Annotated in this window: 23 protein-coding genes; 7 read left to right on the forward strand and 16 right to left on the reverse strand. The window is 32.2% G+C overall.

Annotation, left to right across the window (positions count from 1 at the left end; translation table 11 throughout):
• The first annotated feature begins 76 nt into the window (after nt 1-76).
• The gene (locus RM697_RS02015; protein ID WP_311426173.1) at nt 77-2,122 is read left to right on the forward strand and encodes an adenylate/guanylate cyclase domain-containing protein; all 2,046 of its coding nucleotides are present in this window, start codon (nt 77-79) and stop codon (nt 2,120-2,122) included.
• A gap of 64 nt (nt 2,123-2,186) precedes the next feature.
• Nucleotides 2,187-2,525, forward strand: coding sequence for a DUF4870 domain-containing protein (locus tag RM697_RS02020; RefSeq protein WP_311426466.1), 339 nt, complete (start codon nt 2,187-2,189; stop codon nt 2,523-2,525).
• Nucleotides 2,526-2,627: 102 nt separating this feature from the next.
• On the opposite strand, the gene dnaN is transcribed toward RM697_RS02020, so the two are convergent.
• From dnaN to RM697_RS02050, 6 genes are all read right to left on the reverse strand, one after another.
• A complete protein-coding gene (gene dnaN / locus RM697_RS02025; protein ID WP_311426174.1) occupies nt 2,628-3,746 on the reverse strand; it encodes a DNA polymerase III subunit beta in 1,119 nt (372 codons plus the stop codon).
• A 78-nt stretch (nt 3,747-3,824) separates the two neighbouring features.
• Nucleotides 3,825-5,495, reverse strand: a complete 1,671-nt coding sequence (gene gldG, locus RM697_RS02030) for a gliding motility-associated ABC transporter substrate-binding protein GldG (protein ID WP_311426175.1) — start codon at nt 5,493-5,495, stop codon at nt 3,825-3,827.
• A complete protein-coding gene (locus RM697_RS02035; RefSeq protein WP_311426176.1) occupies nt 5,488-5,979 on the reverse strand; it encodes a hypothetical protein in 492 nt (163 codons plus the stop codon). Before RM697_RS02035 ends, gldG begins: the two co-directional genes overlap by 8 nt.
• A 2-nt stretch (nt 5,980-5,981) precedes the next feature.
• The gene (gene gldF, locus RM697_RS02040; protein WP_311426177.1) at nt 5,982-6,704 is read right to left on the reverse strand and encodes a gliding motility-associated ABC transporter permease subunit GldF; all 723 of its coding nucleotides are present in this window, start codon (nt 6,702-6,704) and stop codon (nt 5,982-5,984) included.
• Nucleotides 6,705-6,868: 164 nt separating this feature from the next.
• On the reverse strand, nt 6,869-7,165 hold the full coding sequence (locus RM697_RS02045; protein ID WP_311426178.1) for a putative quinol monooxygenase: 297 nt from the start codon (nt 7,163-7,165) through the stop codon (nt 6,869-6,871).
• A 2-nt stretch (nt 7,166-7,167) separates the two neighbouring features.
• Nucleotides 7,168-8,004, reverse strand: coding sequence for an SAM hydrolase/SAM-dependent halogenase family protein (locus tag RM697_RS02050; protein ID WP_311426179.1), 837 nt, complete (start codon nt 8,002-8,004; stop codon nt 7,168-7,170).
• A gap of 98 nt (nt 8,005-8,102) precedes the next feature.
• Here RM697_RS02050 and RM697_RS02055 point away from each other — a divergent pair, with 98 nt between their 5' ends.
• Nucleotides 8,103-9,056 carry a PhoH family protein gene (locus RM697_RS02055; protein WP_311426180.1) on the forward strand — a complete coding sequence of 318 codons (954 nt, stop codon included), beginning with the start codon at nt 8,103-8,105 and terminating at the stop codon, nt 9,054-9,056.
• Nucleotides 9,056-10,000: a phosphoribosylaminoimidazolesuccinocarboxamide synthase gene (locus tag RM697_RS02060; protein ID WP_311426181.1), complete on the forward strand. Its 945-nt coding sequence runs from the start codon at nt 9,056-9,058 to the stop codon at nt 9,998-10,000. The genes RM697_RS02055 and RM697_RS02060 overlap by 1 nt, the downstream gene beginning before the upstream one ends.
• 26 nt (nt 10,001-10,026) lie before the next feature.
• On the opposite strand, the gene RM697_RS02065 is transcribed toward RM697_RS02060, so the two are convergent.
• Together RM697_RS02065 and recG are read right to left on the reverse strand one after the other, a co-directional pair.
• Nucleotides 10,027-10,569 carry a hypothetical protein gene (locus tag RM697_RS02065; protein WP_311426182.1) on the reverse strand — a complete coding sequence of 181 codons (543 nt, stop codon included), beginning with the start codon at nt 10,567-10,569 and terminating at the stop codon, nt 10,027-10,029.
• Between the two features lie 15 nt (nt 10,570-10,584).
• Nucleotides 10,585-12,687 (reverse strand): ATP-dependent DNA helicase RecG, encoded by a 2,103-nt coding sequence (gene recG, locus RM697_RS02070; protein ID WP_311426183.1) that lies wholly within the window; start codon nt 12,685-12,687, stop codon nt 10,585-10,587.
• 81 nt (nt 12,688-12,768) lie between these two features.
• Here recG and RM697_RS02075 point away from each other — a divergent pair, with 81 nt between their 5' ends.
• A complete protein-coding gene (locus tag RM697_RS02075; protein ID WP_311426184.1) occupies nt 12,769-14,790 on the forward strand; it encodes a M1 family metallopeptidase in 2,022 nt (673 codons plus the stop codon).
• Nucleotides 14,791-14,861: 71 nt separating this feature from the next.
• Entirely contained in the window at nt 14,862-15,773 is a 912-nt protein-coding gene (locus RM697_RS02080) for a patatin-like phospholipase family protein (protein WP_311426185.1), read from the forward strand.
• A 6-nt stretch (nt 15,774-15,779) separates the two neighbouring features.
• Here RM697_RS02080 and RM697_RS02085 read toward each other — a convergent pair whose 3' ends face one another.
• Entirely contained in the window at nt 15,780-16,454 is a 675-nt protein-coding gene (locus RM697_RS02085) for a ZIP family metal transporter (RefSeq protein WP_311426186.1), read from the reverse strand.
• A gap of 7 nt (nt 16,455-16,461) precedes the next feature.
• Nucleotides 16,462-17,193: a methyltransferase domain-containing protein gene (locus RM697_RS02090; RefSeq protein ID WP_311426187.1), complete on the reverse strand. Its 732-nt coding sequence runs from the start codon at nt 17,191-17,193 to the stop codon at nt 16,462-16,464.
• A gap of 56 nt (nt 17,194-17,249) precedes the next feature.
• Here RM697_RS02090 and RM697_RS02095 point away from each other — a divergent pair, with 56 nt between their 5' ends.
• A complete protein-coding gene (locus RM697_RS02095; protein ID WP_311426188.1) occupies nt 17,250-18,410 on the forward strand; it encodes a THUMP domain-containing class I SAM-dependent RNA methyltransferase in 1,161 nt (386 codons plus the stop codon).
• Between the two features lie 118 nt (nt 18,411-18,528).
• Here the strand turns inward: RM697_RS02095 and RM697_RS02100 are convergent, their stop codons facing one another.
• From RM697_RS02100 to rlmD, 6 genes are all read right to left on the reverse strand, one after another.
• Complete coding sequence (locus tag RM697_RS02100) at nt 18,529-18,990, reverse strand: VOC family protein (protein ID WP_311426189.1); 462 nt, start codon at nt 18,988-18,990, stop codon at nt 18,529-18,531.
• A gap of 5 nt (nt 18,991-18,995) precedes the next feature.
• A complete protein-coding gene (locus RM697_RS02105) occupies nt 18,996-20,693 on the reverse strand; it encodes an amidohydrolase (protein ID WP_311426190.1) in 1,698 nt (565 codons plus the stop codon).
• 121 nt (nt 20,694-20,814) lie between these two features.
• Nucleotides 20,815-21,342 (reverse strand): DinB family protein, encoded by a 528-nt coding sequence (locus tag RM697_RS02110; RefSeq protein WP_311426191.1) that lies wholly within the window; start codon nt 21,340-21,342, stop codon nt 20,815-20,817.
• 62 nt (nt 21,343-21,404) lie between these two features.
• The gene (locus tag RM697_RS02115) at nt 21,405-22,136 is read right to left on the reverse strand and encodes a DUF6048 family protein (protein WP_311426192.1); all 732 of its coding nucleotides are present in this window, start codon (nt 22,134-22,136) and stop codon (nt 21,405-21,407) included.
• Complete coding sequence (locus tag RM697_RS02120) at nt 22,108-22,656, reverse strand: DUF6452 family protein (protein ID WP_311426193.1); 549 nt, start codon at nt 22,654-22,656, stop codon at nt 22,108-22,110. The genes RM697_RS02115 and RM697_RS02120 overlap by 29 nt, the downstream gene beginning before the upstream one ends.
• 3 nt (nt 22,657-22,659) lie before the next feature.
• Nucleotides 22,660-24,111: a 23S rRNA (uracil(1939)-C(5))-methyltransferase RlmD gene (gene rlmD, locus RM697_RS02125; protein ID WP_311426194.1), complete on the reverse strand. Its 1,452-nt coding sequence runs from the start codon at nt 24,109-24,111 to the stop codon at nt 22,660-22,662.
• Nucleotides 24,112-24,242: the final 131 nt, after the last annotated feature.

The raw sequence follows: 24,242 nt of genomic DNA on the forward strand, positions 1-24,242 counted from the left end.
AAAGGATTGATATACCTTAATATCATACTTATTTAGCAAAATGTTTAATTTAGTACATCTAACAAATTAATTCAGAATGACTCAAGAGCGACAGCTTGCAGCTATTATGTTTACTGACATAGAAGGCTACACAGCATTAATGCAGAAAGATGAGGCTAATGCTGTAGCAATTAGAGCACGTTTAAGAAGTACTTTTGAAACGACTATAGAAGCATTTAACGGAAAAGTAATTCAGTATTTTGGTGATGGTACTTTGAGTACATTTAGAAGTACTATTGATGCAGTAGAATGTGCTATTGAATTGCAAGTAGTTTTCTTATCTGAACCAAAAATACCTGTTAGAATAGGTATTCATGTTGGTGATATCATTCATACTGAAGATGATATTATTGGAGATGCTGTTAATGTTGCAGCAAGAATAGAGTCTTGTGCTATACCAGGCAGTATTTTAATTTCTGATAAAGTCCATGATCAAACAAGGAATCATACTCATATTAAATCAAAGTTTTTAGATGCTTATGAATTGAAAAATGTTGAAGAAGCTATACCGCTTTTTGCAATTGCTAATGATAGTTTAATTGTTCCAAAGGCTGAAGATATTAAAGGTAAGCTCAAAGTTCATAACAACAAATCTGAACAGGTTAAATCTAAAAAACGTATTACAATATTGGTAGGTGTATTAATAGCGTTACTGCTACTTATTTTTTTACATTTTCAATTTAATCATAAATCGATTGAAATAAACGATTATTCAATAGCTGTGTTGCCGTTTGAAAATTTAAGTACTGATGATGATGCTGAGATTTTTAGAGATGGAATGACAGAAGATATACTTACTCATTTATCAAAGATTAAAGAATTACATGTTATTTCACGAACCTCTGTAATGCGTTATAAGAAAACTAATAAATCTATACCTCTAATAGCTGAAGAGCTAGGAGTTTCATTAATATTAGAAGGTAGTATAAGAAAATATGGTAATAAGTTAAGGGTCACAGCTCAACTTATTGATGCTAAAACTGATGAGCATATTTGGGCAGAAAACTATGATAGAACACTTACAGATATTTTTGATATACAATCAGAACTCTCTAAAGAAATAGTTAGTGCGTTAGAAATTAATATTACTGTTGAAGAGGAAACTTATTTAGCTCAGATACCAACCAAAAATGTAGAAGCCTATAAATTATTTTTACAAGGAAGGAAAGAAGCTGATAAACGAAATGCTAAAAGTTTAGCAAAAAGTATAGAGTTATACGAAAAGGCTATAGGCTTAGACCCAAAATATGCTGAAGCTTATGCTGAAATTGCTAATTCAATTTATCTTGAGACATATTATTCTGCTAGAAACCCTGGAGAAGCATCGCAATTAGCTAATGATTATTTAGATGAAGCTATAAAAATAAATGATAAAGTATCTAGAATTTATTCTGTTAGAGGTTTAATTTATAACATTAAAGGTAAGCACGATGAGGCTAAAACTTCTTTTGAAAGAGCAATTAAATTGTCACCTAATGATGTTACAGCAAGGCATCAATTTTCTACATTTTACTATTATACTCAGCAATATGAAGCACAATTAGAGCAAGCAGAAATTGCCTATAAGTTAGATCCATTATCTTTTGCTACTGCTAATACCTATTTTACTGCACTTATGTCTAATAGTAAATATGAGGAGGCTGAAGCATTAATGAAAAAAATTGAGAAAGAAGATTTGGGTTATAATAAGTTTGTGATAAACAGATCTTTTTTTAGGTTATATATGGATCAAAACAAATACAATGAAGCTATTGAGCCATTAAAAAAAATGGTACCTAAAGAAAATGTATTTAATAGGTTCTTAGGATTTTGTTATACAAAAGTTGGAGATACTTTAAGCACATACAGAATAATTGATTCAATTCATAAAAATAGTAGTGATAGAGAAAAAAGTCATCAGTTAGCAGTAGTGTACTCAAGCTTAGAGATGACAGATAGTGTGCTTTATCATTTAGATACCATTCGTAATAAACAGACAAGAACTTTAAAAAGGGAATATGAAGATTTTTTCAGATATTTAAAAGATGATCAAAGATTTATTAATGCATTACATAAACATGGAATAAAACTAAATAATAATTAAAAAATTGTAACAAATTATCTTCTTTAGCGTCCTATAAGCATCAAAATAAATACGTTACAACATGATGCGCGAAGACAATCAATTATTAATGATCACTCACCTTAGTCAGTTATTATTGTATATAACTGCAGTAGGAAGTCTTATAGTTCCTTTAATTATTTGGGTAACCCAAAAAGATAAAGTATACCAAATGGATGAGCATGGCAAACGTATTATAAATTTTCAAATTAGTTTAATAGTTTACTCTATTATTTGTGTGCCACTGATACTGCTTTTTGGCTTAGGTTTATTAGGTTTTATTTTTCTTGGAATTATAGCCTTAATATTTCCTATAATGAATGCTGTTAGAGCAAGTAATGGTGAGCCACCATCGTATCCCTTATCTCTTAATTTTATTAGTTAGTTAGTTTTTCTCCATGAGGATGGAGAGTTTTAGAGAGGTAATGCAAAAACGCTCACTTTTATTAAAGTGAGCGTTTTTAATAGTATATAAATTATGAAACTATTAATTATTTAACATCACTGGCATAACAAGCATGGTAACATGCTCACCTTCATCTAAACCATCTATTGGTGTTAAAATACCAGCTCTATTTGGTAAACTCATTTCTAATTGTACTTCGTCTGAGCTTAAATTAGTAATCATTTCTGTTAAGAAACGTGAGTTAAATCCTATTTGAATATCATCGCCTTGATAATCACAGCTTAAACGCTCTTCGGCTTTATTACTGTAATCTATATCTTCCGCAGAGATATTTAGTTCTGCTCCAGCAATCTTTAAACGGATTTGATGTGTAGTTTTATTAGAGAAAATAGACACACGTTTTACAGAATTCAAAAATTGATTTCTTTGAATATTTAATTTATTAGGATTCTCTTTTGGAATTACAGCTTCATAGTTAGGATATTTTCCATCTATAAGTCTACAAACTAGTTCAGAGTTATTAAATGTAAACTTGGCGTTAGAATCATTGTATTCTATGGTAACATCATCTTCAGAGCCTGCTAAAATACCTTTAAGAAGATTTAAAGGTTTTTTAGGCATAATAAATTCTGCCACCTGATTTGCCTTTATATCTTCTCTAGTATACTTAACCAGTTTATGAGCATCTGTGGCTACAAAGGTTAAACCTTCTGTTGAAAACTGAAAAAACACACCACTCATTACAGGACGTAAATCGTCATTACCAGCAGCAAAAATTGTTTTAGCAATTGCAGTAGCAAGGATATCTCCCATTATTGTTGTTGTGCTTGGATCTTCTAAAGCAACAGCTTTAGGAAACTCATTGCCATCTGCATATGCTAATGCATATTTACCATGATTAGAGCTTATTTCTACAGTATTGTTGTCTTCAACTACAAAAGTTAATGGCTGTTCTGGGAATGTTTTAAGTGTATCTAATAATAACCTTGCAGGTAATGCAATACTTCCTTTGGCATCACTTTCTACATCTATTGTAGAAGACATGGTAGTCTCTAAATCACTAGCAGAAACGGTAAGTTTAGCATGGTCTAATTCAAATAAAAAGTTATCTAAAATAGGCAAGGTGTTAGAGTTGTTAATGACGCCTCCTAAAACTTGTAATTGCTTTAACAAATATGTACTCGATACTATGAATTTCATCTAAAATTTGATCTAAAAAATTGTCCTACAAATATATCTTAATAGAGTTGTTTAATAAAACAAACTTATTAACAACTTTTAGCTGTATTGTCTTCGTCTTAAATAATTAAATCCGAAGGCAAAAAGGGCAAGTAACACAATGGGTAATAAAAGATTAATAAATTGCCATTTTGTACGCTCATCAACACTACGTTGCTCGTCTAAAAAGGCTATAGCTATATCTTTAGATCTAATGTTCATTAATCCATTATCATCTAAAAGGTAATTTACAGCATTGAGCAAAAACTCTTTGTTTCCTAAAGTTTTTCCTGTCCATTTATCAAAACCTAATTCTTGAGGTTGATTTCTTAGCACACCATTCTGTATAACATTACCATCTGAGATAATAATCATTTTTGAAGCAATACCATTGTCTTTGGCATCTGAAAGTTGAAACGGTTTTATTCTATTTTTATAAACAGAGGTAAAAGAGCCTTCAAGTAAAACAGCAAGATGTTGTGGACCTTTATTAAATGTAGAAGGATCAGGTTCTTGTGTCACTAAATCTAAACTAATTGATGTTGGTACACCTTGCAGCTTTGATAATTTTGAGCTTTGTAATAGAATAGTTTTATCAATATTATTTTTTAGTGTATCAATCTGACTAGCAAAATCAAAACGTACTAAATTAATATTCTTACTTATTGGGTGATTAGTTTCGCTCTTAGCTAATGGTGAGTATGGCCATCGTAAGGGTTGAAATTGCGCCTTACTTCCTTCGCCTAATGCTAACCAAATAGGAGCAGAATACATGTCGTTTACAATTACAGGGTTAATTCTAACACCATATTTAAAAAAGAAATCGTTGAGGTTAAGATCTTTTAAAACAGCAATATTACTTCCAGATGCATTTTTTAAACTATCTTCTTCAATGATAACAGATTCGGTCAGCCATAGACTTTTTCCACCTCTTATGGTATATTGGTCTAATACAAACTTTTCTTCTTCAGAAAACGCTTGCGTAGGTTTAGCTGAAATAATTAAGTCGTATTCACTTAGCTGCTTTAGTGTTTTTTTAGGATTTGTTGCAACACTATCTAATGTAAATTTTGCAATTCTGTAGTAGTCACTTAATGTGTTTAGAAAGTCTGCAATATAAATATCATTGAGTTGACCATTACCTTTTAATACGGCAATTTGTTTTGTTTTATTCTGAGTTATTTTTCTAAAAGCATCTGCGAAAGCATATTCTAAATTCTGAATAGAATTTGATACTTTCTCTTGTAGAGAACTACTAATATCATCTTTTAAAAGTGGAATTTTAGTGATGTTATTATCACCAAAACTTGCAAAAGCCCAAGGGAAAATTAGTTCTTTAGAAACTTTAGAATTACTAGCTTTACTATTGACATATGGTTTTAAACCGCTTTTTGTTAGTTCTTCAATATTTCTGTCTTTGGTTTCTTCATCTGCGAGCACATCTATATAGTTAACTTTTATTAAAGGATTAGTTAATCTAAATTCTTCTAGTAATTGCTTGGTTTCTGAGCGTAATCGTCTAAATTCTGAAGGTAAATCGCCTTCTAAAAATAGATCAATAATTAGTGGCGAATCAATAGTGTTTAAAAGTTGTTCTGTAGACTCTGAAATAGTAAATCGTTTATCTGAAGTGAGATCAAAACGCTGATATACCCTAGAGCTAATGACATTAATAGCTATGATGATTATTAATGAAAAGCCTAGATATTTTAAATAATTTGTTCTATTCATCTTCAAAGACTATTTGTTCTTGAAATCGTTTTAATTCAAAAACTTTATCGTTTTTAAATACTAGCGTTAAACATTCTTTATCATCATTAAAAGCACCTGGTAATAAACCCATGCCATAATTCCATAGGTTTTCATCATGCTGCTTTTTAGCATCATCCCAACTTAGCCATTCGTATTTACCTAGTAAGGCTTCAATTTCAGATTTATCTTTACCAATTAAAAATTTAGAATCGGTTATGTCTTTTACCATCTCATAACGCAAACCCGGTTTTTTTGTCCAAGCTTCACTATTAAAGTGTTTTTGATGATGAAAAGGGACTATGATATTTAAAAATGGATAGAACATATAAAAATAAACTAAAGGTGTTAGAACCAAACTTACAAGTAGAGTAAGCCACTTTCTTTTATCAATTGTTCTTATAAATAGAAAGACTAGCACAAACACCAGAATCATAAATACAACTAAAAGAGTAGTAATAATCATATTTAACTGTTCTGAATATTTAATTTGGTTAAAACTATGAATAGAGCAGATATGCTTAAAAAATATATAATATCTCTCGTATCCAAAACGCCTCTACTCATACTTTTAAAATGTGCGTCCATACCAAGATTTTCTAGATAAAAAGTATCGCCTAAAAAATTATAGTTTGAAATACCTTGAAAACCAAAATAGAAAAAGAAACAAATAAAAACCGCAATAATAAATGCCACAATTTGGTTATTAGAAAGGGTTGATGCAAAAACACCAATTGCAGTATAAGCTCCAATTAGAAAGAGTAATCCAAAATATGATCCAAGAGTACTTCCAATATCCAAATTACCTACAGTTTGCCCTAATTGATATACAGTAAATACATAAAGTAATGTTGGTATAAGAGCAATAATAATGAGTATGCATGCACCAAAATATTTACCTAAAACTATGTTTAAATGCGATATTGGTTTTGTGAGTAATAGTTCTAAAGTGCCTTGCTTTTTTTCATCAGAGAAACTTCGCATGGTAACAGCTGGTACCAGAAAAATAAGAATCCAAGGTGCTAACAAGAAAAAGCCAGATAGATCCGCAAAACCACTGTCTATAATATTAAAGTCACCTTCAAAAACCCATAGAAATAAACCATTTAAAACAAGAAAAACAGCAATGACTAAATAGCCAATTGGTGAGGTGAAAAATGTATTTATTTCTTTTTTGAGAATTGCTAGCATGTTAAATTTAGGTATTCAGTATGTACTTTAATTATATTAGCTTCAATTTTTAATGATGGCAGATACTATAATATCTAATATTGGTTACTATAAAGTCTCTGCTTCATTACTTAAGCGATATTAAACTATCAATATACTATTTATTTCTTTTCACTAACCATAAATCACTTTAGCGTAGCAACCTTATCCACAGTCCAAGCTTCAGGTTTTGCATTAAATAATGGTTTTGTTTTTGCCCAAACCATTTTAAATAAATCAGAATGTCTATATCGTTCTAAATCCTCTTCAGATTTCCAGTAACTGTAGGTGAAAAAAATAGCTGAATTGGTTTTGTCTTGATACAGTTCTAGGAATTCACATCCTTCAAACGTTCTTATTTTATCTTTGTTGTGGTTAAAATTTTTTAAAAACACATCAATTTTAGAAACCTCAAAACTCATTTTAACTATGCGTACAATCATCTTTAGACCTTTAAGAAATTTACAGTAATTGTATCTCTCATACTTAGTCCCATTAAACTAGAGGCACTACCAACCGTTTCCATATTACTTCTATAAACAGCAATTTCTAGGTAGTCTGATGAGTTAAAAACCACCATACCACGACCTTCGTCATTGCGTTTCTCTTCAGGAATTTCAAAGTTAATAATATCACTATAGCGCTCATATATACGCTTAAATTTGTAGTTACGAGCCGAAATTTCAAAAGGTCTAGTTTTTTGCACAGATTCAAAAAATTTACGTCTTATATTAGTTACAACATTCCCATAATGATCAATGTAAATAATACTGCCAATAATCTGGCTCTTTTCATCATTTACAAATGGTATTAAATTTTTAATCGGTTTAATGTTGTTGATAACTTTTCCTATCACCTCCAAAGTTCCACCTCGAGCAATATGGCAAGCAGCTTTTACAAAAATGTCTAAAACCGGAAAACTAGAAGCTACTTTATCATGTATATTAATTTCAACTATTTTTTCTGGAGCTATTTCTGAGCATATCATACTCATAATACCATTATTTGCACATACAAAATAATGATCGTCTAATTTTACTGCAATGTGTTTGTTTTCAGGATTTAACTCAGAGTCTATTCCAATGATATGAATAGTTCCTTTAGGAAAACTACTATAAGCATTTTGTATAATATAAGCGGCTTCTGGGATGCTGAATGGTGATACTGAATGTGAAATATCAACAATTTTCACTTCGGGTTGCTCACTATAAATAGCTCCTTTTATGGCACCAGCAAAGTGATCTTTTTCTCCAAAATCAGTTGTTAATGTGATGATTGCCATGAGCCAATTGTTGATATTTTTTTAATACAGACCTCTGTAATTTTATGTAGATTTGTTAAACACAAAACTAATAAAACAAACATAAATTCTAGTAGCTTTTGAACGAACTTATCATTGAACTTGAAGAAATCACTCCAAAGGAATTTTTTGGAGCACAAAATGTTAATATAGAACTCCTTAAAACCTATTTTCCAAAACTTAAAATTGTTGCTAGAGGCAATAAAATTAAAGCCTATGGCGATGAGGATCTTTTAGAAGAATTTGATCGTCGAATGAATATGCTTATGAAGCATTTTGCTAAATATAATAAGTTAGACGAAAATGTTATAGAGCGTGTTTTAACAAGTGCAAGTAGTCAAGATTACACAACTTCAGACAAATCTGGAGCAGTTATAGTTCATGGTGTTGGTGGAAAACTCATAAAAGCGCAAACAGCTAATCAGCGTAAATTAGTTGATGCTGTAAAGAAGAATGATATGGTTTTTGCTATTGGTCCTGCAGGAACAGGTAAAACCTACACAGGAGTTGCCTTAGCAGTACAAGCCCTTAAAAACAAAGAGGTTAAGCGTATTATTTTAACAAGACCAGCTGTTGAGGCTGGAGAGAATCTTGGATTTCTACCAGGAGATTTAAAAGAAAAATTAGATCCTTACATGCAACCATTATACGATGCATTACGCGATATGATTCCTGCTGAAAAATTAGAAACCTTTATTGAAAATGGAACAGTGCAAATTGCACCATTGGCATTTATGAGAGGTCGTACTTTAGATAATGCATTTGTGATTTTAGACGAAGGACAAAATACAACACATGCGCAGATGAAGATGTTTTTAACCAGAATGGGAAAGAACGCAAAGTTTCTGTTAACAGGAGATCCTGGTCAGATCGATTTACCTAGACGTACAATTTCTGGGCTTAAAGAGGCGCTCTTAATACTCAAGAATATTAATGGTGTTGGTATTGTGTTCTTAGATGATAAAGATGTTATTAGACATAAACTGGTTAAGAAAGTTATTGAAGCTTATAAAAGCATAGAGAATAGAGATTGATGAATACAATAATAGATACTAATTTCGATTTTCCAAATCAAACAAGCCTCTATAAAGGCAAGGTTAGAGAAGTTTATAATATCAACAATGAGCAATTAGTAATGATTGCAACAGATCGATTAAGTGCTTTTGATGTTGTTATGCCTAAAGGAATTCCTTACAAAGGTCAAATCTTAAACCAAATTGCAACCAAAATGATGAAAGCCACAGAAGATTTGGTGCCAAATTGGTTAGTAGCCACTCCAGATCCAAATGTAGCTATTGGTCATTTATGCAAACCATTTAAAGTGGAAATGGTTATTAGAGGTTATATGTCTGGTCATGCTGCACGCGAATATAAGTTAGGAAAACGAATGCTATGTGGTGTGCCAATGCCAGAAGGTATGAAAGAAAATGATAAATTTCCTGAACCTATTATAACACCTGCAACTAAAGCAGAAATGGGAGATCATGACGAAGATATTTCTAGAGAAGACATTTTAAAACGAGGGATTGTTTCAGAGCAAGACTATCGTGTTTTAGAGGATTACACAAGAAAATTATTTCAAAGAGGTTCAGAGATCGCTGCGTCTAGAGGTTTAATCTTAGTAGATACAAAATATGAGTTTGGTAAAACTAACGATGGACAAATTGTTTTGATAGATGAAATCCATACACCAGATTCTTCGCGTTATTTTTATGCTGAAGGTTATCAAGAGCGTCAGGATAGAGGAGAAGCACAGAAGCAGCTGTCTAAAGAGTTTGTGAGGCAATGGCTTATTGCAAATGGTTTTCAAGGTCATGAAGGGCAAACGGTACCAGAAATGTCTGATGATTATATTGAATCTGTAAGTGAGCGCTACATAGAGTTATATGAGAATATTACTGGTGATACGTTTGTAAAAGCGGATCTGTCCAATATTCAAGAGCGCATTGAAGCTAATGTTTTGGAATTTTTTAAATAGATGTGGATGGTTGGTTTCAGAATTTTTTAATGTTTTAAGTATTGTTTTGGGATTTTATACCTTTCGTTTTCCGCAGCCCAAAACATAGACATTATCCAATAACGTTCTCCATCAAAAAATAAATTATAACTGGTAATCCCTTTATTGGCTGGTATACTATTATCTTCAGCTCTAAAAGTATAAGTGCTAAATACTTGTGTAACTGCACTAAATGAATGCATAATGTTGCTAATCTCGTGTTCGTAAAACCCCTTTTTATCTAAATAATCTAGTTTATTAATAAAATCTTCAAGAGTATTAAAAACCATTAGATTAGCTTTAGTTGATCCTTCATTCCAATAACTATATATAAGTCTAGCTTCAGGATGAAATAAGTTTCTTAAACGATCAAAATCTCTTTGTTCACCTATTGGACCAGAAATACAATCGTAGTAAGCATCTAGTATACTCTGAGCACTTTCAGAATCTTTATAGAATACATTAGATTTTGTTTTGGTTTGCGCATTAATAGAGCATAGTATTGCAATTACAGTAAGAATCGTAATATATACTTTACTTAAGTCTTTCATTTTCATTATTTTAAGTTAGCTGATATAGTTCCAAATATTTATGTATTTACTTAATTGTCTGTAAGTATTAAGAATCACCCTGTTTTCAGAATGAGAAAGCGATGGATCCTTTTTTAATAATTGTTGTGCGCAATAGCGTGCATGCTGCAAAATAGCCTTATCCTTAACTATATTGGCTATTTTTAAATTAAGTACGCCACTTTGTTGCGTGCCCATAATATCACCAGGACCTCTAAGTTTTAGATCTACTTCAGCAATTTCGAAGCCATCACTAGAGTTAACCATAGTTTGGAGTCTGGTTTTACTATTTTCACCAAGTTTATGGCTAGTCATCAGTATACAGTAGCTTTGCTCTGAACCTCTACCAACACGACCTCTAAGTTGATGCAATTGAGAAAGACCAAAGCGTTCTGCACTTTCTATAACCATAACAGAAGCGTTTGGCACATTAACACCAACCTCAATAACAGTAGTTGCAACCATAATATTAGTTTCTCCCTTTACAAAGCGCTGCATCTCATAATCTTTGTCTTCTGGTTTCATTTTTCCATGAACTATAGATATTTGATACTCAGGAGTAGGAAAATCTCTAGAAATACTTTCGTAACCATCCATAAGATCTTTGTAATCCATTTTTTCACTTTCTTGAATTAATGGATACACAACATAAACTTGCCTTCCTTTAGTAATTTCATCTCTGATAAATCTGAATACTTTAAGTCGATTATTGTCATATCTGTGTACCGTTTTTATGGGCTGTCTACCAGCTGGTAATTCGTCAATTATTGAGATATCTAAATCACCATAAACAGACATGGCTAAGGTTCTTGGAATAGGTGTTGCAGTCATCACAAGTATGTGTGGAGGAGAGGTGTTTTTTTTCCAAAGTTTACTTCGTTGCGCGACTCCAAATCGATGCTGTTCATCGATAATGGCGAGGCCTAAATTTTTAAATTTCACCTTGTCTTCGAGTAGAGCATGAGTGCCAATAAGGAGTTGTAGTTGACCATTTTCTAGATTTTCATGAATTTCCTTACGTTTTGAAGTTTTAGTTGAACCTGTTAATATTTCTATACTGATATTCAATTTATTACATAATTCTAATAATCCATTATAGTGCTGAACTGACAAAATTTCAGTCGGCGCCATTAAACAACATTGAAAACCATTGTCAAGTCCTATGAGCATTGACATGAAGGCAACTATGGTTTTTCCAGAACCTACATCACCTTGCAATAAACGATTCATTTGAGCATTACTCCCAAAATCATGACGAATTTCTTTTAGGACTCGTTTCTGTGCATTGGTTAATTCGAAGGGTAAATGATCATTGAAAAAGGTGTTAAAGTAGTCGCCAACTTTTTCAAAAACGAAACCTTTTATCTTTGATTTATGGATCAAATTTTTTAGAATTAGTTGTAATTGAATGTAAAATAATTCTTCAAATTTTAATCTAAATTCTGCCTTAGAAAGTAGTTCAGAATTTTTAGGAAAGTGGATATTTAAAAGCGCATCTGATTTAGAAATTAATCGTTGTGTTTTTAATACATTATCAGATAGTGTTTCTACAAATTCACCCTTAGTTTCCAAAAATAAATTTTGCATTACAGAACTTATAACTTTATTGGTAATACCCTTATTTGATAATTTTTCTGTAGAAGGATAAATAGGTTGCATAGAAGAGCGTAAACTTTTTTTATGGTCTTCTGCTAATTCTAGGTCTGGATGAGGCATACTAAATAGACCATTAAACCAGTTTATTTTGCCAAAAATGACATAATCCGTATTTAATTTTAAACTTTCTCGTATCCATTTCTGACCTCTAAACCATACCAGTTCCATAATGCCACTCTCGTCTCTAAAAGTTGCTACTAAACGTTTACCACGTTTTTGAGCTACTTCTCTCAGTGCAGTTATTTGACCAATAATTTGTACTTCGGCAGAATGGCGTTGTAATTGATTTATTTTATAGAACTGTGTTCTATCTATATAACGGTTAGGGAATAAATTGATGAGGTCTTGATAGGTATGAATACCTAATTCTGTGCGCAACAAATCAGCTCGATTTGGCCCAACACCTTTTAAATAATCTATTGGTGTTTGAAGGTTAATACTCATAACAACGAAATTAATGGATTTCGTTTAAAGCAGAAACCTTAAAAAATACTATTTTGGAGCAATACTTGTTATTATTGTTGTATGAAATATCTTTATTTCTTTTTTATTCTGTGTTTTGGACACATTGTATTTGCCCAACAAACCGAATATATTGATTTTACAAAAGCAGAAGGTCTAGTTATTATCAAAACAGATAGTTTAGGTATTGATATAAATCCAAAAATTATTGGACAGATTAATTATACGTTCAAAACTAAAAGTGCTATTAATTCTGTCTATATAGATGCTGTTAATATGGATTTTAAAGAAATTAAATTTTTTAAACCTAATGGAGAAAGGATAAAAGATATTGAATATTCATATGACACTAAACGTTTGACGTTTCACTTAAAATTAAAAAGAAATCAGAAGTATAAATTTCATTTGTATTATGTAGCTAAACCAGAAAAGGCAATTTATTTTTTAAAAAGGAAAGGTGATATTCAGATTTGGACTCAAGGTCAAGGTAAATACACGAGCCATTGGTTGCCTAGTTTTGATGATGTTAACGAGAAAGTTGAATTTGATTTATGGATTAACTACAATAATAAATATGAAGTTGTTTCTAATGGTAAAATCAAAACTGCATTAGAGGGCTCTTTAGAAACTACCTTTCATTATGATATGAATCAACCAATGTCCAGCTATCTCGTTGCTCTTGCCATTGGTAAGTATAATAAAATCACAGAAACTTCTAAAAGTGGTATTCCATTAGAGTATTACTATTATCCAGAAGATTCAGCTAAGGTAGAGCCAACCTATCGTTACACAAAGCGTATGTTTGATTTTCTAGAAAGTGAAATAGATTATCCTTATCCTTGGCAGAATTATAAGCAAGTTCCTGTTCACGACTTTTTATACTCTGGTATGGAGAATACAAGTCTTACTATTTTCTCTGATGCTTTTGTGATCGATTCTATCGCTTTTAATGATAAAAACTATGTGAATGTAAATGCTCATGAGTTAGCACATCAATGGTTTGGCGATTTGGTTACTGCTAAATCTGGAGAGCATCATTGGTTGCAAGAGGGTTTTGCTACTTACTATGCGTTATTAGCTGAGCGTGAGATTTTTGGAGACCATTATTTTTATTGGAAACTCTATAATTCTGCTCAAGACTTAGCTTCGCAAGATTTAGCCAAGCAAGGTTCTAAGCTACTCAATCCTAAAGCCAGTAGTTTAACGTTTTATGAGCATGGTGCTTGGGCTTTATATGCTCTACGTGAACAAGTTGGAGACGAGGCTTTTAAAACTGCAGTAAAACGCTACTTAGAGCAACATCAATTTGCAAATGTAGAGACTCAAGATTTTATTAGTGAAGTTGAAAAGGCTTCAAATCAAGACCTTTCTGGTTTTGCATCGACCTGGTTAACAGCAGAAACATTTCCTTTTAATAAGGCTCTAGAGTTATTGAAGAACAATTCTTTCTTTATTCAAGAATATGAAATGGTAGATTGTGAAGCTAAAAATGCTCGTTGCGACTATTATTTAACATCAACAATTTCTGATGAGGCTAAATCCAAGATCATTGCGCAAGTTCCAGAACGTGTTACCAAAGAGGTTTTTAATAGCTCATTAAAGGTGAGACAGGCTATTGCACAACATGTGCAAACGATACCAAAAGATTTGAAAGATCATTATGAAACTTTATTAAACGATGCATCATATGTAACTATTGAAGCTGCGTTGTATAATTTATGGAATAACTTTTCTGAAGACAGATATACTTATCTAGACCAAACCAAAGATGTAGTGGGTTTTAACGATAAAAATATAAGACAGTTATGGTTAGCACTCGCTTTAAATACCTTTGGATATGAAGATGGGAATAAGCAAGCGTATTATGAAGAGTTGGTACATTATACCACGTCAGATTTTCATTTTGAAACTCGACAATTAGCATTCACTTACCTCAATAGCTTAAAAGCTTTTAATGAGAATGCTCTCGCAAGTTTAAAAGATGCTACAACACATCATAATTGGCGATTTAAAAAATATGCTAAAGAACTTGTAGAGGCGCTTTCAAAACATCCAGACTATAAAGTAATTTTAGATAGATACTAGGATCTCATAGAAATCCTTGGTCTAATTAAGATAATTTCTGCATCTTTATCTTCTAATTAAAGCTAATTAATATGCGAGCTCTCGTTATTTCTGGTGGTGGCAGTAAAGGTGCTTTTGCAGGAGGTGTGGCACAATACCTTATGGAAGACCTTGGTAGAGAGTACGACATGTTTTTAGGTACGTCTACAGGGAGTCTTCTTATTCCGCATTTAGCATGTAATAAAGTAGCTAAGGTATATGATATTTTTACTAACGTACAGCAACATGATATTTTTAGCATCAGCCCTTTTGTTCAACGTAAAAAAGGAGATAGAGAATTTGTCTCTATAGATTTTGTGAATTCCTTATGGCAATTTATAAGGATGAAACGGACTTTTGGTGAGAGTAAGGCTCTAAGACGCAACATAAAAAAAAGATTTCATAGAGAAGAATTTGATAGGATAAAAGAAATTCGTCATGATGTTGTGGTTACTGTTTCTAATTTATCCAAGAATAGTGTAGAGTATAAGTCTATTAATGATTGTACTTATGAAGAATTCTGCGATTGGATTTGGATATCGTGTAATTACATACCATTTATGTCTTTAGTAAAAAGAAATGGTTATGAATATGCAGATGGTGGTTTGGGTTGTGTGGTTCCAATTCGCGAAGCTATACAGCGTGGTGCAACAGAAGTAGATGCTATTGTTTTAGAATCTGAAAACCTTGAGAAACAAAAGGTGTTAGGTAAGAATCCTTTTTCATTGATGCTTAATTTATTTGGTCATTTAATGAATCAGGTAGAACGTAGTGACATTACTATTGGAAAGTTAGCTGCAAAAACTAAAGATGCTCAGCTAAATTTATACTATACACCAACGACGCTAACTGAGAACTCACTAATTTTTAGCAAACGCCTTATGGTAAAATGGTGGAAACAAGGGTATGAACATGCTAAACAAAAACACGAAAGTGGATTAGATATTGGCGAACTACCACATTAATTCTTTCTAAATAAAATAAGCGATAACTACAGCAGCAATTATGGTTAATAATTTGGCAATATTAAATTTATGACCTTCGCTACTTTCAAAAAGAATAATGGTTGAAATGTGTAGGAATATACCAATGACGAGAGCATTGATATAAATTGTGTAGTTTCCAAGCTCAGGAACTTCATTAGATAACCATGTGCCAAGTGGTGTCATTAGTGCAAAAACGGTTAGAAAAATAATAATCTGCTGTTTGCTAAATTTTGCATTAACCAAAAATCCAGTCACAATCATAGCGATAGGAATTTTATGAATAAGTACACCATAAACCATATCGTTATGCTGATGAATAGGAAATCCTTCTAATACGCTATGTATACATAGACTAATAAATAATAACCAAGGAAATTTATGTGATGTACCATGATTATGAATATGACCATGTTCAGCACCTTTAGAAAGTGTTTCTAAAAATATTTGCAAGACAATACCACACATTATTAAAAGGCCTGTCCACTTTGCTTCTAAATGACTATAAACATCTGGTAACAATTCAAATAAGGTTATCGCTAAAAGAAAAGCACCACTAAAGGAGAGTAGTAATTTAGAATTTTTAGGATTCTTATTCTTATTAAGAAGAACCAGAAGTATTCCTAAAACAACTGCATATATTGGGAATAAGAATTTGTTCAAGTATTATTTATTTAAAGATTAAAATGAGACGTTCTGAAGTTTTACTATTAAATCTATTCAAATTATAATCTCCATAAACTTCTAAAAGGTCAACATCTGCTTTTTTAAAGAGTAATTTAAAATCGTCTAGAGTAAATGCTCTAACACGTTCTTCAAAATGATACGCTTCCCCTTCATGCATAAAGGAAATATCTTTAAAAATATAGCCATTTTCTAATCGTCGCTTAAGTAAGAAATCAATGCCATCAACTGTTTTGGTATTCTCATCAACTAAATTATCAATAACATATTCAGAATTCATAAAATCAATAACACCAAATCCATAGTTATTTAAATTCGCTTTAATAGACTTAATAGTGTTGATGTTATTTTCATCGTCTTCAAAATAACCAAAGCTTGTAAACAAATTAAAAACAGCATCAAAAGTACTGCCAAAAGGTTGACACATATCATGTACTTTAAACTCTAAAGTCTCATTTTCAAATTGTTTAGCATGCGCAATACTATTTTCAGATAAATCTACTCCAGTAACGTTATAACCTAATCTGTTTAGGAAAATAGAATGACGACCTTTACCACAGGCTAAATCTAGAATTCGAGACTGCTCTGGTAAGCTTAAATGCTGAGTAATATTAGACATAAATAATTCTGCCTCTTCATAATCTCTATCTTTATAGAGCGTATGATAAAACGGTGTATCAAACCAAGACGCATACCAAGTGGATTGTTCTTTGAGCATAAGTTAGCAGTTACCTTGCAAAAATAGCTATTTTTGCAACCGATTAGACGTATAGTATGGACAATAATTTTAAGATGGTCGCAAAGACCTTATATGGTTTTGAAGAACTTTTATCTAAAGAGTTGTTGCAATTAGGTGCTCAAGAGATAAAAAAAGGTGTTAGAAATGTAAGTTTTGTAGGTGATAAAGGCTTTATGTACAAAGCCAATATGGGATTACGTACTGCGATTAAGATTTTAAAACCCATTAAGACGTTTAGAATATCAAACGAGAAAGATTTGTACAACCAAGTGTATAAAATCAATTGGGAAACGTATTTAAAACCAGAAGGATCCTTGGCAGTAGATGCAACTGTACATTCACATGTGTTTACACACTCAAAATTCATTGCGCTTAAAACTAAAGATGCTATTGTAGATCGTTTTAGAGATTCTGCAGGTGTAAGACCTAATGTAGATTTACGATTTCCAGATTTAAAGATAAATGTTCATATTGACAGGCAATTGTGCACCATTTCGTTAGACACCTCTGGTGAGTCATTACATAAACGAGGTTATAAAACCGCAACTAATATTGCACCAATTAATGAAGTTTTGGCAGCGGGTTTAATTATGCTTTCTGGTTGGGATGGACAAACCGATTTTATGGATCCTATGTGTGGTAGTGGTACGGTTTTAGCTGAAGCTGCTATGATTGCGTGTAATATTCCACCCAATTTAATGCGAAAAGAGTTTGCTTTCGAACGTTGGCAAGATTGGGATGTAGATCTATTTGAAAAAATAGAAGAGAGCTTGCTCAAAAAGACTAGAGATTTTCATTATAAAATTTTGGGTTATGATAAATCGCCATCAGCAGTACGTAAAGCTACTGATAATATAAAGAATGCACATTTAGATGAGTTTATAACCATTAAGCACGAGGATTTCTTTAAGACTCAAAAATCAGGAACAGATACATTGCACATGGTGTTTAATCCACCTTATGGCGAACGATTAGAAAATCTTAATGTAGAAGAGTTTTATGGTAATATTGGTACGACTCTAAAACATGGTTACCCTAAAACCAATGCTTGGTTAATTACCTCTAACCTTGAAGCGTTAAAATCTGTTGGATTAAGACCATCCCGAAAAATTAAAGTATTTAATGCTAAATTAGAAAGTCGTTTAGTAAAGTACGAAATGTATGAAGGGAGTAAAAAAGCGAAGAAGAATTTGTAGTTAGATCATTGGCTTTTTTCATTCTGCACATAGATACAGAATCCATTTGCCACTATAAATGTTGAATTAAGTAAAAGATTAGTAAAGTACCAAGATGTACTATGATTTGTGTTTGTTTTTAATCTTCCTTGATGGATAACCATTCCTCATAAGTCACTACACGTTTTTCTTCATTAGATTTTGACTTACCAGGTAAAATTCCAATAAATTCTAGATCGTGTCCATCTGGATCATTGAAATAAATTGATATGGCAGGCATCCAACAAAAAACCATGGGTTGTTCTTTATCGTTGTTTAAAAAATTCCAAAAATTAAGCTGTTTAGATTTAAGAAATTCAACAGAGTGTTTTAAAACCCATTCTGGATCACATTGAAATGCAAAGTGACGTATATCAATCTCTTCTTTAGGTTTTTCCCATAGTCCAAGCATAAACTGTTTATCTTCTCCTATCCAAAAAAAAGCAGTTCTACGTTCTGTGCCAAGACGACATTGTTTTAGTCCAAGAGTTTCTGAGTAAAAAGCAATAGAGCGTTCTAAATTTTCTACAAATAAATGAGTTTCATAAAGTCCTTTGATCATAATCGTTATTTTTCAAATACAATTTTACCTTCCTTTATTGTTTTCAGGACTTGAATATCTTTTATGTTTTTTGGTTCTACTGTCAATGGGTTTTTATCTAAAATCACAAAATCGGCTAGTTTTCCGATTTCTAGACTTCCTTTTTTATCTTCCTCATAATGTTGGTATGCCGACCAGATGGTTATGGCTTGTAAAGCTTCATATGGAGTTAATCGTTCATCAGGACCAATGACTCCACCTGAGCGAGAAGTACGTTCTACAGCAGTCCATAATACACGCATTAAATTTGGAAGTGCAACTGGCGCATCTGTATGAATGGTAATTTTCATACCTTTATTTAATGCCGTTTTTACTGGGCTTATATTTTGAACTAATGAATCACCTATTAATTCCTTATGCCAATCTCCCCAATAAAACGTATGTAATGGAAATAAAGATGCAATCATATTCATTTCTTTTGCCTCGTCTAGTTGATCTTCACGTATATACTGCCCATGAATAATTACATCACGCCTATGGTCTTTACCATATTTTTCTTGTAATGGTTTTAATGTTCTTATAAATTGGTCAATGGCTGCATCACCATTTGTATGTGATAAAATTTGCCAATTATTTTCAAAACCTTTTTCGAATATAGATGTAAGGACACTGTCATTTGGTATTGCTGGGTAACCACTATAATTATGAGGCATTCCATCAGGAGACAAAAGGTAAGGCTCCGTTCTCCAAGCAGTTCTGCCTTGTGGGGAACCATCTAAGGTTACTTTCATTCCGCCAATCCTGTACCTATTTGTATACGTTCTACTATTCCATTTACTATCCATGTATTTATCTACAAACGCATAGTCTATATAGCTTATTACATCAATTTTGTATTTATCCTTTTCTGCCATGGCCACTAGCATTTCATGATTTTGCATCGCTCTTCCTTCTTGAGCAGTTGTATAACCGTAAGACAAGGCCATTTCCTGCCCAGCTTCGAAAAATCGTACTAAAGCCTCTTCAGACTTAGGTGCTATCGCTTGTAATATGTAAGGGATTGCAGCCAGTTCTTCCAAAACTCCATTGGGTTCTGTAGACTTATTTTCGCGTCTAATAAGCCCACCTTCTGGGTCCTTACTGTTTTTATCAATGCCTAACTTTTCCAATCCTTTTGAGTTTACTACGGCAAAGTGTCCAGAAATATGAGTGATTATAATAGGAAATTCCGTGCTGACTTTATCCAAGTCGTGTTTGGTAGGAAATCGTTTTTCTATCAAAATAGAATCATCGAAGCCCGTACCAAATATCCAACCTGTTAAGGCTCTATTTTCTGATGTATTCCATGTTTTTAAGACCGAAATTAAAGTTTCTATATCATTAACATTAGCGTCAGGCGATGCCAACAATTGTGCACCAATCGCTTGGGCTCCAAAATTAGCAAAATGCGCATGGCCATCTATTAATCCAGGAACAAGCGTATTGCCGTCTAGATTTATCATTTTATGACCTTTGCCTGCAATCTTCATTGCTTCTTCGCTCGAGCCTGTAAAAACTATCTTGCCTTGTTTTTCAACAATCGCTTCAACATAATTTGGCGTGTCTCCAACCATAGTAATAATATCTCCATTGTAATAGACTATTGGTGAGTTAGTGTTTTCATAGTTATTACAAGAAAAAAACAGTGATAATCCTAGAATTAAAAGAAAGAGTTTTTTGGTCATTATTGAGTTTTTATTATTCTGTATTTATGCTTAAGCTTTGGTATATTATTTAAGACTAAGATAATTAAAAGTTATATTTTAAGATAGTGATAATCGATTCGATTTTTTCTTTTTTATACCATTAATCATAGTTTTCCATTAAAGTTTTAGTATGATGTTGCACGTGGTAAGCAGTCCACATAATAATTTCACGCACTGGCATTTTACCTAGTAATGGATGAGGAAGAATAAGATGATCTAAATCCTTATCCTTTAAACGTTGAGTTTTTACTTGTAATTTTTTTTGTTCTACTTGTAGTCTAGTCAATATATAGCTCTTATCATTAAAGGAAGGTAGTTTCATGTTCTGAGATCCTTTAAAGGTTTTACCTTTAGCTTCAATTAAACGGTCTTGGTAGCGTTTAACAACAGCATCATAAGCTCTAACTGGTCTGTTGGCTTTTCCAAATTTATATTTTAGCAAAAATTTAGGCATACTTAGAGCAGTGTTGAGAGGTTTTATAGACTGTAATAAATGTAAGGCATGTTGTCCTGTGGTCCATTTGCCTTTAGGTCCAGAGGTCCATTGTTCGGGGTTTTTGGAGTCTAAAACTTTAAATAAGTCTTGATGCTTTTCTTCTAATAATTCTACGATGGCTTCTTTATCCATGAGATTTTGAAATTATTAGAATAATATAATGAATTTTGATTGAAGTAAAAAGTTGATAATTACTATTCTTCACCGATTACCTTAACGGTTTTATCCTTTTTAAAAATAGGTATTAAGTATGATATGTTATAACCAAAGCCTACACCAAAACGTCCACTATCAAAGGTTTTGTTGAAACCAGGTATGTAAACATTTTCAAAATTTGAAGGCTCGTCTAGGCTAACTAAACCTTTAAGCTGAACATTTAATCCCATGTAAAGATTATTAAGTACTTCGGCTTTCATGCCAAAAAGAACTTCTACCCAAATTGCTGTTAAGCCATTAAATTCTTGTCCAACAACAGAGGAGTATTGTCCAAAAAGTGTATTGTTAACATCGTAAATTGTAAAGCTATCTAACTGTTGCTTAAAAGAAGATACACCAACTCTAAAACCACCAAATAGCATGTTTTCCATGTTGAGCCAATTACGATAAAAGTTATAATCTACACCAGCTTTAAAATAACTTCCTGTTGTGGTAACGTCTAAAAAATCTGTGGTTGTTCTTTTATCCTCTGTACCCAATTCTCCTGCCAAGTACCAACGTTTAGTTAACCTGTAATCACCATTAATTTCAAAACCTGTATAATCGTCATCTACTACTGTACGTACTAATTTATAAATATCACCACCTAAGCGAAAGCCATAGTCCTGCTTATAAACTATAGAATCAGTTTTGGTTTCTTGTGCCATAAGTGTAGAACAGCACAGTAATATAAGCATTAACTTAGTGGTAAATAAGAATGTGCGTTTCATTAGTGTTGTCTATAGTAAAGTTTTGTATAGCAAAATTAGTAATCCAAAGATCACCATCATCTATGATATTAAAAGCAGTATTAAAGGTAGATTCTAAATTAAAAATACTTTTATAACCACAAGCTCTTGATACATATATAAACTCTGTCGTATATGTTATTTCTATAATATCTGTATTAGAAAACGTGGTATCATCTCCGTCATCATCAAAATCTGCATCTTGTATTAATGCATAACGTGTGGTAATTGGTGTGGTTTCGTTCTCGTCTTGTACGTGTAAAGGAAGTGCTATTGCATTTGTTGTAGATATAGATCCTATGGTAGCAATTGGTGTTAGAGATTGGTCTAAGGCTACCACCAGGAGCTGACGAACATTTTTAGGATCATCTAAAGTTTCGTTGTCATTAAAGTTAATAATTAATGTAGGAGTGGTTTCAGTTGCCTCTGCACAAATATCATCACGCTCACACCCTATTAGTCCGATGGCAATTATAAGTATAAATATATTTAGCTTTTTCATTAATTATTTCTCAAACAAAACTACAGTTTCAATGTGTGCTGTATGTGGAAACTGATCCACTAAGCTTATCTTTTTTAAGTGATATCCAGCAAGCATTAATTGCTCAGTATCTCTAGCTTGTGTAGCAGGATTACAAGATACATAAACCAAACGTTCTGCGTTAAGGTTTATTATTTTTTTAAGGGTTTTAGGTGCAATACCAGCACGAGCAGGATCTAAAATAATAGTTATAATTTTATTGGTATAATCTGGATGTTCAGATAAGAATTTACCAACATCTGCTGCATGAAATTTTAAACCACTGATATTATTACGCTTAGCATTTTTCTTAGCGTCTTCAATTGCTGAAGCAACTATATCTACTCCAACAATTTGAGTATTATTAGCTTTACTGGCTATAATTTGTCCTATTGTACCAGTACCACAGAATAAATCTAGCACAACAGAATTATCTATAGCTTCTTTATTTTCTAAAGCATAATCAATAACTTTTGAGTATAATTTTTCGGCACATTTTGGGTTGGTCTGAAAAAAGCTTTTCATACTTATTTCAAAGTTTAAACCTAACAGCTTCTCAACTATTTTATCCTCTCCATATACGAGGTTTATGCTTCCTGTAGTTGCTATTGTGCGATCTCCAACTTCATCATTAATGGTATGAAGTAAACCTGCAACTCTATTACCAAACAATTCTACCAAATAGTTTGCAAATTTATCCAAATCGAACTTAGACAGATCATAAGATGTAGTAACTAAATTAAATAAGAGTTTATCTGTTTTATAGGATTTTCTGACAACAAAGTATCTGAAAAAACCCTCTTTCCTTGGACCATGCCAAGCTGCTAAACCTGAAGATTCACAATAGTGTCTAATATCTTTTAGATGGTTCTCCAATTCCTTATCGAATAAGCCGGAATCCCGATTTAAGTTCTCACCACACCACCAAAGACCACGTCTTTTAAAGCCTAATGTAAATTCATCAACATCTGTTTTTTGCACTCTATCATAACCAATAGCAGAAAAACCATATTCCATTTTGTTTCTGTAATTAAACGTATGAGGTGATTTTACAAACTCATCAAATTTATCTTCAATATCAGCAACTTTACCAATACGTTTAAACAAATCTAGTGTGCTCTGTTTTTTGAAGTTATGTTGCTTTTCTATGGGTAATTGTATGTATGGAGCACCAGGAATATCTTGATAAGGGACTTCAATTTCGTCTTTAGAAGCTTTTAGAACTTCAAGTAATTTGCATTCAGCATACTTCTTACTCGATTTTTTTACTTGAGCTTTTACTAATTGTTCTGGTAAGGTATTGGGAACGAAAACTACAAATTCGCCATACTCATTTCGAATACGTCCAATACCTTTTCCACCAAAAGCATAATCTTCGATTAATATCTCAATGATTTGTCCGCGTTTTACAAATTTGTTGCGCTCTCTTCGTGGCATGTATTCTCAATTAGAGTGCAAATATATATAGATAGCTCAAATTTAATAGCCATATTTTAGGTTATCTTTATGACAAAATCCTATAAGATTCTCACTTTCTTGGGAAATAATTTGAACCTTTTTAATTTTCT

It is taken from the genome of Microcosmobacter mediterraneus, from assembly GCF_031846265.1.
Lineage (GTDB): Bacteria > Bacteroidota > Bacteroidia > Flavobacteriales > Flavobacteriaceae > Microcosmobacter > Microcosmobacter mediterraneus.